13 protein-coding genes are annotated in these 14144 nt (G+C 44.6%); 2 read left to right on the forward strand and 11 right to left on the reverse strand.

The genetic code is table 11. From position 1 onward, the window contains the following. Positions 1–146: 146 nt before the first annotated feature. From GWO68_RS16995 to GWO68_RS17035, 9 genes are all read right to left on the reverse strand, one after another. Positions 147–794 (reverse strand): LolA family protein, encoded by a 648-nt coding sequence (locus GWO68_RS16995; RefSeq protein WP_162347676.1) that lies wholly within the window; start codon positions 792–794, stop codon positions 147–149. A gap of 23 nt (positions 795–817) precedes the next feature. After that, on the reverse strand, positions 818–3433 hold the full coding sequence (locus GWO68_RS17000) for an FtsK/SpoIIIE family DNA translocase (protein ID WP_162347677.1): 2616 nt from the start codon (positions 3431–3433) through the stop codon (positions 818–820). 78 nt (positions 3434–3511) lie between these two features. Next, entirely contained in the window at positions 3512–4543 is a 1032-nt protein-coding gene (locus GWO68_RS17005) for a quinone-dependent dihydroorotate dehydrogenase (RefSeq protein WP_162347678.1), read from the reverse strand. Positions 4544–4878: 335 nt separating this feature from the next. Next, a complete protein-coding gene (locus GWO68_RS17010; protein WP_162347679.1) occupies positions 4879–5946 on the reverse strand; it encodes a M48 family metallopeptidase in 1068 nt (355 codons plus the stop codon). A gap of 3 nt (positions 5947–5949) precedes the next feature. Next, positions 5950–6930 carry a YjgN family protein gene (locus GWO68_RS17015; protein ID WP_162347680.1) on the reverse strand — a complete coding sequence of 327 codons (981 nt, stop codon included), beginning with the start codon at positions 6928–6930 and terminating at the stop codon, positions 5950–5952. Between the two features lie 150 nt (positions 6931–7080). Further along, positions 7081–7659, reverse strand: coding sequence for a hypothetical protein (locus GWO68_RS17020; protein ID WP_162347681.1), 579 nt, complete (start codon positions 7657–7659; stop codon positions 7081–7083). A gap of 19 nt (positions 7660–7678) precedes the next feature. Continuing rightward, the gene (locus GWO68_RS17025; protein WP_162347682.1) at positions 7679–8275 is read right to left on the reverse strand and encodes an LURP-one-related/scramblase family protein; all 597 of its coding nucleotides are present in this window, start codon (positions 8273–8275) and stop codon (positions 7679–7681) included. Positions 8276–8574: 299 nt separating this feature from the next. Beyond that, the gene (locus GWO68_RS17030; protein WP_162347683.1) at positions 8575–8760 is read right to left on the reverse strand and encodes a hypothetical protein; all 186 of its coding nucleotides are present in this window, start codon (positions 8758–8760) and stop codon (positions 8575–8577) included. A 282-nt stretch (positions 8761–9042) separates the two neighbouring features. Further along, positions 9043–10584 carry a hypothetical protein gene (locus tag GWO68_RS17035; RefSeq protein ID WP_162347684.1) on the reverse strand — a complete coding sequence of 514 codons (1542 nt, stop codon included), beginning with the start codon at positions 10582–10584 and terminating at the stop codon, positions 9043–9045. 215 nt (positions 10585–10799) lie between these two features. On the opposite strand from GWO68_RS17035, the gene GWO68_RS17040 reads away from it, so the two are divergent. Together GWO68_RS17040 and GWO68_RS17045 are read left to right on the forward strand one after the other, a co-directional pair. Next, complete coding sequence (locus GWO68_RS17040; protein ID WP_162347685.1) at positions 10800–11522, forward strand: hypothetical protein; 723 nt, start codon at positions 10800–10802, stop codon at positions 11520–11522. A gap of 16 nt (positions 11523–11538) precedes the next feature. After that, the gene (locus GWO68_RS17045; RefSeq protein ID WP_162347686.1) at positions 11539–12126 is read left to right on the forward strand and encodes a hypothetical protein; all 588 of its coding nucleotides are present in this window, start codon (positions 11539–11541) and stop codon (positions 12124–12126) included. Between the two features lie 60 nt (positions 12127–12186). On the opposite strand, the gene GWO68_RS17050 is transcribed toward GWO68_RS17045, so the two are convergent. Beyond that, complete coding sequence (locus GWO68_RS17050) at positions 12187–13035, reverse strand: hypothetical protein (RefSeq protein WP_162347687.1); 849 nt, start codon at positions 13033–13035, stop codon at positions 12187–12189. Positions 13036–13064: 29 nt separating this feature from the next. Then, a complete protein-coding gene (gene xerD, locus GWO68_RS17055; RefSeq protein ID WP_162347688.1) occupies positions 13065–13964 on the reverse strand; it encodes a site-specific tyrosine recombinase XerD in 900 nt (299 codons plus the stop codon). Positions 13965–14144: the final 180 nt, after the last annotated feature.

Here is a 14144-nt window from a genome sequence, read left to right on the forward strand (position 1 = left end):
TGCGTATTTGATAATAAATGCATAAAGCCTCCTTTTCTAAAGTGACCTGATACTACTGTCACTTACGAAAAGAAGGCTTTTACTTTTTAGAAATCCCTAACCTAAAATTCGGGATGACTCATGTTTTTAATCATATCAGGTTGGTATTATCGCAGATCTACCACACTCACGCCTTTATACTTGGCTTTGTTAAAGCTAAACGTATCGGCAGCCAGTGTTGGGTTGGGCTGGAAATTTTTGATGGTATAAGTATAACGGATGCCGTTGTTACGGAACATCTTCCAGGTTTTCAAGGTCTTGTCTTTCTGGTTAATGTAGAGGCGCACTTTAAATACTGGGTTGTTGCGGTCAACAGGTGCCATCTCGATCACATCGTAGGTTATGCCATCAGCACCTTTTTCAGGGCCGGTATACGCATACTTGTAACCCTTCTTATACATATCAAATATCTTGCTCGGAGACATTACCTCTGCTTCCGGATCAGACTCGGTTATAGTTACTTCGTTCACATCTTTCAGGTAGGTCCACATTAGCTTACCGTCGCTGATGATCTCCTGGCCGCTTACGCCCAGCCTATATTTAGGACCACTTACCAAAATATTACCTTCCACAGTTTCCTTCGCCTTCGACGAATTACTTTCCATGGTTTGGGTAAACGTAGCTTTAAACGCTTTCATGGCTTTGTATTTAGCGCTCATGGCGTTCAGTATTTTAGTTGCCTGCGGGTCTTGCTGCGCACTTGCCAGGTTCACGAACAGTACCATGGCAAACAGTAGGGCGAATATTCTTTTCATTTCAAAAGGTTCTAATTGTTAGCTTAACCCATGGTATTCAATAACTGTTCCAAACTGTATTCGTCAGTTATTAAAACTTCGCGAGCCTTGCTTCCCTCAAATGGTCCAACTATACCGGCTGCTTCCAGTTGGTCAATTAAACGGCCGGCACGGTTGTAGCCAAGTTTCAGGCGGCGCTGCAACAGCGAGGTACTCCCCTGCTGGTGCTGTACTATAATGCGGGCGGCTTCTTCAAACAACGGGTCCCTGGAGCTTGGGTCAAAGTCCACTTTCTCAGCACCACTGTCATCACCCACAAATTCAGGTAACAAGTAAGCATCGCTGTAACCCTGCTGCTCGCCAATATAATCACAAATCCTGTCTACTTCCGGAGTATCCACAAACGCACACTGAATACGGATAATGTCCGAACCAATAGAGAACAGCATGTCACCCTGACCGATCAACTGGTCAGCGCCACCGGCATCCAGGATAGTTCTGGAGTCGATCTTAGAAGTTACTTTAAAAGAGATACGCGCCGGGAAGTTGGCTTTAATGATACCTGTAATTACGTTTACCGAAGGGCGCTGCGTGGCAACAACCAGGTGAATACCAATGGCTCGGGCCAACTGCGCCAGACGCGCGATCGGGGTTTCCACTTCCTTACCGGCAGTCATCATTAAGTCGGCCAGCTCATCTATAACCAATACAATGTATGGCATAAAACGGTGGCCTTTTTTCGGATTCAGACGGCGCTCAACAAACTTGCGGTTATACTCTTTCAGGTTACGGCAGCCGGCATCTTTCAGCAGGTCGTAGCGCATATCCATTTCCATACACAGTGAGTTCAGCGTGTTCACTACCTTTTTGGTATCAGTAATAATAGCTTCGTCAGTGTCAGGTAATTTAGCTAAAAAGTGGCGCTCTATCTTATTGAACAGCGACAATTCCACCTTTTTGGGATCGACCAGCACAAACTTAAGCTGCGATGGATGACGCTTGTAAAGTAACGACGTAAGAATAATGTTAAGACCAACTGATTTACCCTGACCAGTAGCCCCCGCCATTAGTAAGTGCGGCATTTTGGCAAGGTCGGTAATAAATACTTCGTTGGTAATGGTTTTACCGAAAGCGATCGGCAGGTCCATATCGCTCTTCAAAAACTTCTCTGTACTAAGTATAGACTTGATCGACACCATTTCTTTTTTGGTATTTGGCACTTCTATACCTATCGTTCCCTTACCCGGAATTGGTGCAATAATACGGATACCCAGGGCAGCTAAGCTTAGCGCAATGTCATCTTCAAGGTTTTTGATCTTGGAGATACGTACACCGGCATCCGGTACAATTTCATACAATGTTACGGTCGGGCCTATAGTTGCTTTAATGCTGGCGATACCAATGTTATAGTTACCCAGCGTCTCTACAATTTTATCTTTGTTGGCTTCCAGCTCTTCTTTGGTAACCGATACTTTGCTGGCGCCATAGTCGTTAAGCAGTTCTATAGTTGGGTACTGGTAACGGGCAAGGTCTAAAGTCGGGTCATAATTTTCGATGGCGTCGCCAGTCTCTTCAATAGGGGCTTCTTCAATTTGCAGGTCCAGTTCCTCTTCTCCATCAGCGGTGTCGAACTCTAATTCGGCTTCCTCTTCCTCAAAAAAGCTTTCGTCTTCTATGTCCAGTTCCAGGGCTGGCGCGGCAGGCTTAGGTGCAATGGGCGGTATAGAACGCAGCTCCATTTCCAGGGCCTGGTTGATAGCATCTTCTTCATCCTCATCAAAATACTCTTCCTCTTCTTCCTCAAATTCCAAAGAGGCAGTTGGGTCGGCATTGTGGTTGATGTTGCGGGGTGAGCCATGCAATACTTCTCCAATAGAAGAAGCAGCTCTGTTGTTTATAGTTGAATTGTCAGCTGATTCGGTAGCCGATTTGCCCCAGGTAAGGCTTGTGATATCGAAGAAGAACACCAGGAACACCAGGAACAAAAAGCCCAGCACCAATCCGGAACCCCAGCCAATAAGTGAGGTCATCCAGATAGCAGTTTCAATGCCGATACCGCCACCTAAAAAGCCCAGGTTCTCTACAGCTCCGGCAGTATACACAATGTACCCCAGCGTTAAGCTTAGCCACAACATGCTGAAACTGCACAAGCCCAGCACATACGACAGCGATATAGTTACCCGCTTAAAAACAATGCGGGCACCGGTAAAGAACACGATCGGGATGGCAAAAAAGGCACCGATACCCAGCCATTTATAAATAAACACATGCGATAACCAGGCACCAAACAGGCCAAGCCAGTTTTCAGCCTCTTGTCCGCTTTCTTTCAGGCCCGTTCCGTTAACAGCTTCTACAACACTTTGGTCGGCGTGGCCCGTGAAGATGTATGACACGAACGCGATTACCATGCAAAATGATAATAGCAGGAAGAAAAAGCCAACAAACAGCTTAAACCGCCTGTCCTGCAGGAAACTTATTCTGAAGCTCGGAAACTTGATGCTCGGAAAAGAAAACTTAAAGGACTTACCGGATTTCTGCTTTTGTTGCGTAGCCTGGCTTCTGGGCGTATTTGCTGCAGTACGCGGCTCGTTACGCCCCCTGAATTCATTTGTAGCCCTGCTCTCGTTCTGTGCTCCGCTTCTGTACGTGTTCTTTGCCATACCCTTCGACTAATTGGAATTCCAAATTTACATTTTTTGGGTGGATTGCGAAGAGCAATTGCTATGGCTTTTAAAAATTTATCTGGCTAGCAGTTTCTTGTTAATCTGGGCGATGAGCGATGGGCCTTCGTAAATAAAACCTGTGTATAGTTGCACCAGGTCAGCGCCGGCATCCAGCTTTTCCAGGGCATCCTCAGCAGTCATAATTCCACCTACACCAATAATTTTTATAGTTTGCGGCAAGTGCTGGCGAAGGTACCGGATAATTTCGGTTGAGCGTTTTGTCAAAGGCTTTCCACTTAATCCGCCCGCTCCTATTTCCTGCACTTTTTGGGATGGCGTGTAAAGCCCGTCGCGACTTATAGTTGTGTTAGTGGCAATAATACCGCTCAGGTTAGCTTCCTGGGCAATTTCTATGATGTCGTTCAGCTGGGGTTCGTTCAGGTCCGGGGCAATTTTGAGCAACAGCGGTTTTGGCTTGGGCATTTTGCTGTTCTGCTCCTGTAAGGCTATTAACAGTTGTTGCAGCGGTTCTTTCTCCTGCAATGCACGCAGGTCCGGGGTGTTGGGCGAGCTTACGTTTACCACGAAATAATCCACTACATCATACAGCGCCTTAAAGCAGTACAGGTAATCGTTCAGGGCTTCTTCGTTGGGTGTTACTTTATTTTTGCCGATGTTGCCGCCAACTATAATCTTGCTTTTACGGTTGCGCAAACGCTTTACAGCAGCATCTACGCCCTCGTTGTTAAAGCCCATGCGGTTAATGATGGCCTGGTCTTCGGGTAATCTAAAAAGACGCGGTTTCGGGTTGCCCTCCTGCCCTTTCGGGGTCAATGTTCCGATCTCGATAAAGCCGAAGCCCAGGTTTGCCAGTTCGTCAATCAGCTTCGCATCCTTGTCAAAACCTGCTGCCAACCCAACCGGGTTCGGAAACTTCAAGCCAAACAACTCGCGCTCCAATCTGGCATCCTGCACGCCAAACATGCTGTTGCTTATACTTTTAGCAAGCGGCAGCTTGTAAACTGTTTGCAGGGCATCGGTAGTCAGGTAGTGTACTTTCTCAGGATCGAGTTTAAAGAGGAGCGGGCGAAGCAGGCTTTTATACACGGCAGCTATAGTTTAGAGTTTGCTGCCCGCAAAGATAGGGATTGAAGTTAGAAAGTTAGAAAGTTTGGAAGTTAGAAAGTTGAGAGAGATAAGTGGGATGGGTTAGAGAAGTATGAGTTTGGGAGTTTAGGAGTTAGAGAAGTAAGATTGAAGTATAAATTAAAATTTTGCTCTTGCGGGCTTCCATTCCCGAAAGTATTCTGTTGGGAATTTCCTTCCAGATTAAGAAACCGGATCAATATAAAAAAAGACCTCACAGCGTCTTCAAGACCTGTGAGTGTCTAGCTACGTAGCAAAACAGACGCTCACAGGTTTTAAAAACGCTGTGAGGTGTATTATTCTGCTTTCAACTCGGCCCAGGCAGCTTCCAGTTCTGGATTCGGGTCTATTTTATACTTTCCTGCCTTTACCTGGCTGTTCAAATCTTTAATCCGGTCGCTGGTATTTGGGTGTGTGCTGATGAATTTAAGGTATTCGGGTTGTTTAGATTGCAGGCGTTGCATGAGCCAGACCATGCCTTTCGGGTTAAGATTATTTTTGGCCAGTAGTTCCAATCCGGCTTTGTCTGAATCAGATTCGGCGCTGCGGCTGTACTCCAGGTTTTGTAACGTAGAGGCATTGTCAACTATAACGGCGGCAATTCCACTTAGGTCGCCGAACAACACGGAGGCCAGCATGTAGTAGGATAAACTGCGGGCAAGCGCTTTAGTAGAATGACGCAGCTGCACATGGCCGATCTCGTGACCCAGCAAACCGGCCAGTTCTTCGTGGTGCTGCATTTTAGCCAGGATGCCGTCGTGCACAACAATAAAACCGCCCGGTACGGCAAAGGCATTCACCATGTCATCCTCCACCACAGTTACTTGTATCGGGAAATCGGACTCTACTTTCAGGGCTTTCAGGTAATTACGCAACGCCACAGTTTTAGCTGAATCTATCGTTTGACCCATCATCATCTGCTCGTGCAGTTCTTCGCCCAGGGCACGTTCATATTCTTCCGGGAAATGAGCCGCTGCTTTTTCGGCAAGCGCCGGAATGCCCCACACTACCAGAACTATAGCCAGCGCCAGCAAGCTCAGTCCGCCAACAAGCAGGCCAGCCAAACCAGTTTTGGCAAACGCGCTATAGTTTGATTTCAGGAATTTTGCGCCGTTGTATTGTTGCTCCAGTACTTTTCTAAAACCCTGTTCAAACACCGCTATGCTTTGGCGTGGGTAGTTGCCATATTCCAGCACGGTGGTAGCATCGTTAAACTCAGATTTATGAATTTCCGACAAGTGCCAGATCTCAGAGCCTCGTTCTTCATCGGTTTGCCAGTTTACCCGGATGTGGTTGGGCTCGAGTGTAATAAAAGCGGGCATACCTTTAGAGGTACGCCCGTTGTAATATTTTCCTTCAAACATAGTTTATACAATACCAATGTCCATCATGTCGGCCATGTCTTCAAAGGTAGCATTTTTATATTCTTCTTCGGTTTGCGCCAGTGCGTCGGGGTTAAAGTCGCCTATAATTTCGCAGTTGTTAACGATGGCGTGCATGGTACGTGTAACTACCCAGGCATAGCCAAGGCCAAGCGTAAACACAAGTATAAGCAGGTTGCCCAGCGCTAACACAAAATACTTACTACCAGTTAACGAAGAGTTCAGGCGGCTATACTTGCCATCCTGCTCTATCAGAATGTTGTCGATGTAAAAATTGATCAGGTCTTTTGCCCACCAGAACGAGTAGATACCCAGTGTAAATAGGGTCAGGAAATAGCCTTTTACATTAATAAGCAGCAGGTCGCTGCCATCGCCGATGTACCGGAATTTTGCACTACCGAAACGCATGTTCCCCAGAATCTCTTTGTGCAGGTTGGTGGTAAACCAGAAACTATAGATACCGAACGTGATAACGCTCAAAAAGAAGCCTGTAAAGTATACTTTGTACATGTTGCCCAGCGTGCCTCGGTAACCCATGTGTATGCCGCGCCAGCTGGTGCGCGACGTGCGGTAACGCATCATGCCATGTATAGCCAGCGGTATAAGCGCCAGGAAACCGAACAAGTATAGCGCAAAGCATAAAAACTTAACGCCGTTATCGCCGCTTGACCAGCCGTAAAGCAGAACACAAACCAGCACTGCAAAAATGCCCAGGCCTTTTATAAAGCCGATAAACATTTCTTTGCCAGTGCCATGGAAGGTAAAAGGACTATCGGCGAGCTCGGTTTTGCGGTAAATGTATTGCAGCTTTTTAGCCTTTGCCCACGGATAGTATAAGCCAAGTGTAAGTGCGGTTAGCACCAGGTTTACAATCTCGATACTGAACAATTCGGAGCCTTGCCCTTTAAAAGCTAAAGTAGGTCTGGAAACCACGGTGGTTTCCTGTTGGGTAGAAGTTTCCTGCATAAGGTTGTTGTTTGGTTGGTTGATAGATTAGTTAAGTATAGCCTGCATCTTTAAATTCTGCAGATTATTCCTTTTTAAATATATATAACACAGGCTATATTACCAAATATCACAAGCACTATTTATAGTTAACCTGTTAAGTAGCAACCCTTACCCTAAAACCTGTACCAGGTACGCGATCCCGAAAATCCAGCCTGTATAGAGGCAGGTATAGCCCAGCGCATAAACTGCCGAAATAGCTAAATTCCCTTTTGTAACTATAGCCTTACTGAACACAAGCTTAAGGGCCCTGAAAAATACCCAGTAAAGTATGGCCAGTATAATAAAAACCGAAACCCAGATCATGGCTTCCAGCACAATCAGCAAAACTATAAATGCAAGCGCAGCTCCGAGCCACAGCAGTATAGCCACAAATATCCCTCCTTCGTCGTCGCCAATATCGGTGTTCGGTATATCTGGCACAGAGCCAGTCGTAGCAAGGTAGTCTCCCCGCTTAAATTTCCTGAACTCCGGGAAGTTATTTACCAGACCAACTCCGGTATAAAGGCCATATAGCATAAATAGGAACAAAGCCCCGGCTATAACAGATAGCGACAAGTACAGGTTAGTGGTAAGCGACCGGTTATAGTTTATGCCCGACAGGTATACTGTCAGGATAGTGATGCTTACTACTACAAGCGAAACTATAAAAACAGATTTCCCTTTCATGTATGTTCGGCTAGCGTTCATGCAGTGCTGGAGTTATAGTTTAGCCTCTTCGTCTTTCAAGCAGAATCATCATCATCAGGCTAAGTATAACACGCTCTGTTTCTTTGCCTTCCAGCTCGCCTGTTTTATGCACTGTAAACCTGCGGCCAAAAAACGATTTCTCTTTTTTAAGCATGGCTACTTCGTCGCCGTCGGGTTTGGTAACTGTGTAGGTTGGGTTAAACACGTAGCCGGTAAACATGCCCAGTATCGGAATTTCGCCCAGCAGGCTGTCTGCCACTTTTACCCAGCCGTTGTCTTCCTGTATCAGCAGGTCCTGGTTTCGTTGCTCGTCGTAAATTTCGTAGCGGGCTTTCCACATCGATGCCCAGCCTTTCCGGGCCACGCTGCCAACCTGTTCGCCAGCCTGGTTTGTAAAATTATAAGCCGCCGAAAAGTCGATCCATTTGTTTGCGTTAATAGTGTAAAGGTGCTCTGTCTGAGATTCGTCGCTGAACACGTTTACTTCTTCAATAAACTTAAACAGCTTCTGCTTCACGTAATTAATAGTCCGGCCTTGTGCATCCTGCACCGTAAAGTCGTTCGAGAAAGTAGATATCTTAAAAGTAAGGGTAAGCGGAAACTGGATGTTTTGCATGGGTTAGGTGTAGTTGTTTGTTTTGGTTAATAAGAAGTAACTTTTGTGCAGAAGCTGGCTGGATTTGGAGACATCGTTTACTAATGATTAGTCTATTCTAAAATTGAAACATAATAACTGACAATCACCACAATATTGGTTGCATTTTCTTTTTGTTATGTCGAGTCTTTTTTCGGCTTTTTAAAGCTCATTATAACTAATTTATTCTCGAATTGACAACATTCCTTTCCCTTTATATGGCACTATAAATATTGCTGTTACTTGATATTTAATTATCTGTAGTCTGCTAATAACTATATTTATAAGTTTACTTGAACTTCTTTATTTTCAAGTTTAGAAGAATTACTTATTTTAAGCTCTTCTAATATTTCTTTTTGAACATCAATAACTTCATCAATCCTTAACATCCAAGCACCAAAAGCTCTAATAATTAAAAGTAAAATAATGAGGCATCCTATGCCTACTAAGGTGTCCATTGAATCCATTTGATTTAATCTTTATTTGTAAGACTTTGTTAGATTATTAATTTACTCTTTTTCTGAATTTGTAACTTGATTATTATTTGCAATAAATTGTTAAAAAAGCTTTTAAGATGTCCCTTTTCTAGCAATTAAAATCTTAGTGCTTCATTTTTGATTCAACCCAACTATCAGGCAGACGCAAGCATACGCATATCTGCTCTATATCTATAGTTGCATCTCTCTTAAAATCTATAGAAACTATAGTTAAGTATATACTTCTGCTAATATAGCTTTTTCCTCCAGAACTTATACTTCCTGCCCTTCAACTATAGCTTCTGCCCCACTGCCCAGTTCCAGCAGCATGTCGTAGTAAGTTCTGGAAAACATTTTTGCTTTTAGCCAGGCATAGAAACTGATTTCCTGTATGTCGGTGCGTTCGAAGGTGGTGTAGGCAAGACTCTCTTCTACGTGCTGCATAAAAGCTGGTGTGGTTATAGTTTGCGGGTTATCAATCATGAACTTTATAAGCTCCAGAAAACGACTCACGTTACTATAAACCGGCTGTTGCAACAGGTCTTTAAACATGCGTTCTATACTTCTGATCTTGTTCAGGGTCAGGTCAATGTTGCCCAGTTCGTATTGGATGATCATTTCGCCGAGGTTCTTTTTCAGCACCCATTCGCGCCCCATTTTGCTTTCACACCACTTATCGGAGCGCTTTATGTTCATCAGCACGCGGTTGGCTTTACCGTAGGCGCCCTGAGTAAAGTAGTTAAAGCTCAGGCCAAGGTGGGCGGTCAGGTTATCTTTGTTGGTGAGCGTAACTTTTGCTTTGTGCAGCAGGTGCTCCATTAGCTGTATCGCTTCGGGGTTGCGGCGCATAAACACCTGGTTTGCCACCATCAGAAACACATAGCGCGGATAAAAATGAGTATAATGCTCTTTCCCATCTCCTTCCAAAATAGTTTTTAGCTGCTCCAGGTAATCTGCCGATGCTGTAAACTTTTTATTTCGGTACAGCACGTGCGCGATCATGTACAACAGGCTCAGTTTATAGTATTGGTTGGCTTTAGAAAAACCATAGTGTTGTTCTGTTTCTTGGTACTGTTTGATAATGTAAGGTTCGAAAGACAGGAAATCCTTGCCGGCAAGTATAGCGCTCCGGGCAATGGACATAAGTTTATACAGCAAAGCCGGCCGTTTGCTTACCGCTTCTGATAGCCCGTATTCTTTCAGCACTTCCTGTATGATCCTGCCAAAATGCATGTCGCTGCCCTGCCGGCGCACGTCGCGCAGCCTTTTGTTAATGATGCTGTTGGCAATGTTGGCCCGCTCTTCTTCGTCGGCGGCCAGTTTGTTCTGGTTGCGCTTTTGAATGATCTCATCCAGGTCATCGGCAAATTCATTGTCGGCTTTGTCAATCTGCAGATTGTAGATCGTGTTCAGTAAGTCGAACTGCTCGTTGGTTTGGGCAAGTTTTTCGGCTTTCCGCAGGTAGTTCCAGGCCATTTTATCCAGCCGCACTTCAAACAGGTAACGGGCCAGGGAGAGCAAGCCCATAATGGGTGCCGATGCTGTGGTATCTTCAGCCATGCGTTTCAGCAGAATAAAATCCGATATGTGGCGCATCAGTCGTTTGCGAAGGGCATAATACGCTACCGGGTTCGGGTCGTTTTTATAAAGCCTGGCAATGATCTGCTCTGATGTAAGCGGTTTTGGCAATTGCAGTAAGTGCAACAGCTCCAGGTCTTTGCGGAATGCTTTCTGTTTTTGCCGCTGAATAAAAGCCGCCAGCGCCTGCTTGTCTTCTTCGTCCAGGGTATCAAGGGTAGTTTTCAGATCATCCATTTTGCAGGGTTTATAAACTATAAGCTGCCTAATATTACAAATTAAAAGTCTGACTACAACTATACAACCAACTATAAAACAATTATTTATAAACTATAAATTATATTTACAAAAGTCTGATTTCCTAAAACATTGTTTTCTTTCTATATCTGGGGGCTATACTTTTGATCCATCTCAAACACAAAAAAACTATATAAACATCAAATGTATACCTCATGAAAAAGCTATTACTTACCTGCCTTGCCTTATTTGTAGTATTGGCTACCCAGGCCCAGGACATTTTAACCAAGCGCAACGGCGACGAACTGCAAGTAAAAGTGCAGGAAATAACCCTAACCGAAGTAAAGTACAAGCGCTTCGATAACCTGCAGGGCCCGCTCATTTCTATCTTGAAATCGGATGTGTTTATGATAAAGTATGAGAATGGCTCTAAAATGGTAATTACAGAAGAGCCTGCACAACAAGCAACACCTGCTTCGCCGGCTTATTACCCACAGGAGCAGCAACAGCACTTAAAACTATCTGGTCCGCGATTGGGCTTTACTGTTCTAAGTTCGCGGTTGGTTAATAACTTAGAAGAAGAGCACCAGGAAACGGTTAGCCCGTTTATAACACAGTTTGGATGGCAGTTCGAGACACGCATTTTTACCCTGGAGAATGGCACATCGGGCTTATTTGAGTTTGTGCCTTTGGTTGGCGGACTGGAGCAGGGCAAGTTTCTGCCAAGTCTGAGCGCGCTGGTTGGTATCCGTGGCCCCAAAGGATTGGAGTTTGGCGTGGGTCCTAACCTATCAGTAGCTGGTGCCGGACTTGTGTTTGCGGCTGGTACCAACTTCCAGAGCCAGGGCATCAACTTCCCGGTAAATGTGGCCTTTGCCCCGTCAAAAGATGGCGCCCGTTTCAGTGTGCTGTTTGGCTTTAACTCACGTCGCAACTAACTATAAACTATAGCTCATGAAAAAGTATTTACTGCTCCTGCTTTATTGTTTGCTGGCACAAATGGCCACAGCGCAGGATGTGATCGTTAAAATAAACGGCGACGAACTGAAAGCCAGAATACAGGAGATCACCACCTCCGACATCCTGTACCTGTCTGCTGACACTACCGATACTCTGAACTATAAGCTAGCAAAGGCCGAAGTGTTTATGATACGGTTTGCCAACGGCACCAAAGAAGTGTTCACAGAAAACCTGCCGCCTGAAACTACAGCTAAAGCAACTATAGCCGACCCAACCTATATGTATGAAAAAGGCCGCCAGGATGCACGCTCATACTATAATGGTACTGGTGCTCTGCTGGGTTCTGCGGCCACGGTTTTCCTGGCCGGGCCAGTCGGGCCTATCATTATAGGGGCTGTAAAACCAAAAGCGCATAACAACCATGCCTTGCCTTATACTTCGCTGCAAGACCCCAACTATGTAAGAGGCTACGAGAAACAGGCACATAACCGCAAAATTGGTAAAGCCGCACTAGGAACTGGCCTCGGGATTGGTGTGGGTGTTTTGTATGTTTTGCTAAGTGTTATGGGCGGCGGACAGTAAGGTTAAAAACTATAGATACCGAAGTAAAGGCTTTGGTATCTATAGTTTGTATTGATTGATTTAATAGTTAGTAGCATAAGGTTTCTTTCCCTTTTCAATGCGTACCTTCAGATAAACCCAACTATTCACATTAACTCCCGAAAACCTGGCTGGCTGCCATTTCTTAGACTGTTTCAGATTAAACAATATATCTTCCTGCACTTTACTTAAAGGCTCGCTTTGTTTTCCATACTCATAGATAGGTATGCCATAGAGTTTTTTAGTTTCTACCAACATCCAGTCCGTTATCATAACATCCGTTAAGATTCCAGTTGAATCTACTCGTATAGCTACGCTCTCAAAGAATGGGTCGTCTTCAAACCTATAATATCCCGGATTTAGTTGGGCTAGTAGAGAATTAATGGAATTTTCAGATGTTGCTCTCTCAAACTCTCTAGATAAACCTCCAATTACAGTATAACTGAAATCAATCTTCTGAAGATCAATCTTGTTTCCATTCTCCAGAATCTCAAGTTCTTCTGCGTTTACATCACTTAATTGATTATACCGATTAGAGTTAGAGCAAGGATAACCAAAAAATAACTCGTCGTTATATTTATAGGCATAGATCAGCCATTTCTCTCCTTTGCTTACACTATAGTCACAGGATGTACCGTAGCCTGTAATTTCTCCTTCTGACTGTTCTGTAAACTTTAATGTTTTAGGTTGAATTTCATTATATTTGAAATGCCTTTCAACATCAAATGTAACAGTATAAGTTTGGGAGTCCCGAGCATACTCCTTATCTACAACTGTACCCCAAAACACAAATTCGGACCTTACAAAGTCAAGTGCAACCAAAGGTTGCTCGCAATCGCAGGCTATTACATAAGAAGGCAAAAACAGAAAGAACAGCAGCAGTTTTTTCATGAATCTGATGTTTACACTATGGTTCCCCCCTAACTCCTCGGGTGAAAATCCTTGATCACTTGTTTCAGATAATCCCTATCCAGGTGTGTATAGATTTCAGTAGTAGTGATGGATTCGTGGCCCAGCATTTCCTGTACGGCACGCAGGTCGGCGCCGCCTTCTATTAAGTGTGTGGCAAACGAGTGGCGGAACGTGTGCGGGCTAACCTGCTTTTGTATACCGGCTTTAGCTGCCAGATCTTTAATGATCGTGAAAACCATAACCCGCGTAAGTTTCGCCCCACGGCGGTTCAGAAACACGATATCCTCATGTCCTTTCTTGATCTTGAGATGGCATCGTACACCTTCGCGGTATAGTTGTATGTGCTTCAGTGCATCACGCCCGATCGGCACTAATCTTTCCTTGTCGCCTTTACCAGCCACTTTCAGGAAACCCATATCCTCATACAGGTTGCTCAGTTTCAGGTCCAGCAACTCAGATACGCGGAGGCCCGAACTATAAAGTGTTTCGAGCATGGCACGGTTGCGGGTACCTTCGGGCGTTGACAGGTCGATGGCAGCCAGTAGTTGCTCTATCTCATGAAAGTTAAGTGTATCGGGTAATTTGCGGTCTAGCTTTGGGGCTTCTATGGTTTCAGTCGGGTCAGAGGTCATCATGTCTTCCATGATCAGGAACTTGTAATAAGCCCGGATGCCAGATAGCGTCCTTGCCTGCGAATGCACAGTCATGCCCAGTTCATTTACCCACTCCAGAAAATCACGAAGTATAGTTGGCGTAATTTGCTCCGGTGCTATAGTTAGGCCTTTCAGTTCGAGGAAATCCGTCAGCTTTCTAACATCACGCAAATAGGCCTCCACGGAGTTACCCGATAACGACTTCTCCAGGCGCAGGTATTGCTCAAATTGCTTAACAGTTATATTCCAGGTCATGCTGCGAGTTTAGGAGTTAGAAAGTTTAGAAGTTTGGGAATTTAGGAGTTCTAGAGTTTAGGAGTTAAAAATTCTGTAAATCTTTCTTAATCCTGAAAATCCTGATTCAGACAAAATTAATTAAACTATAGTTTACCTATCTTTTGTCTTTTGTCAAACATTCTTTTGTCAAAGAATAAA

It is taken from the genome of Pontibacter fetidus, from assembly GCF_010119545.1.
GTDB classification, from domain to species: Bacteria; Bacteroidota; Bacteroidia; order Cytophagales; family Hymenobacteraceae; genus Pontibacter; species Pontibacter fetidus.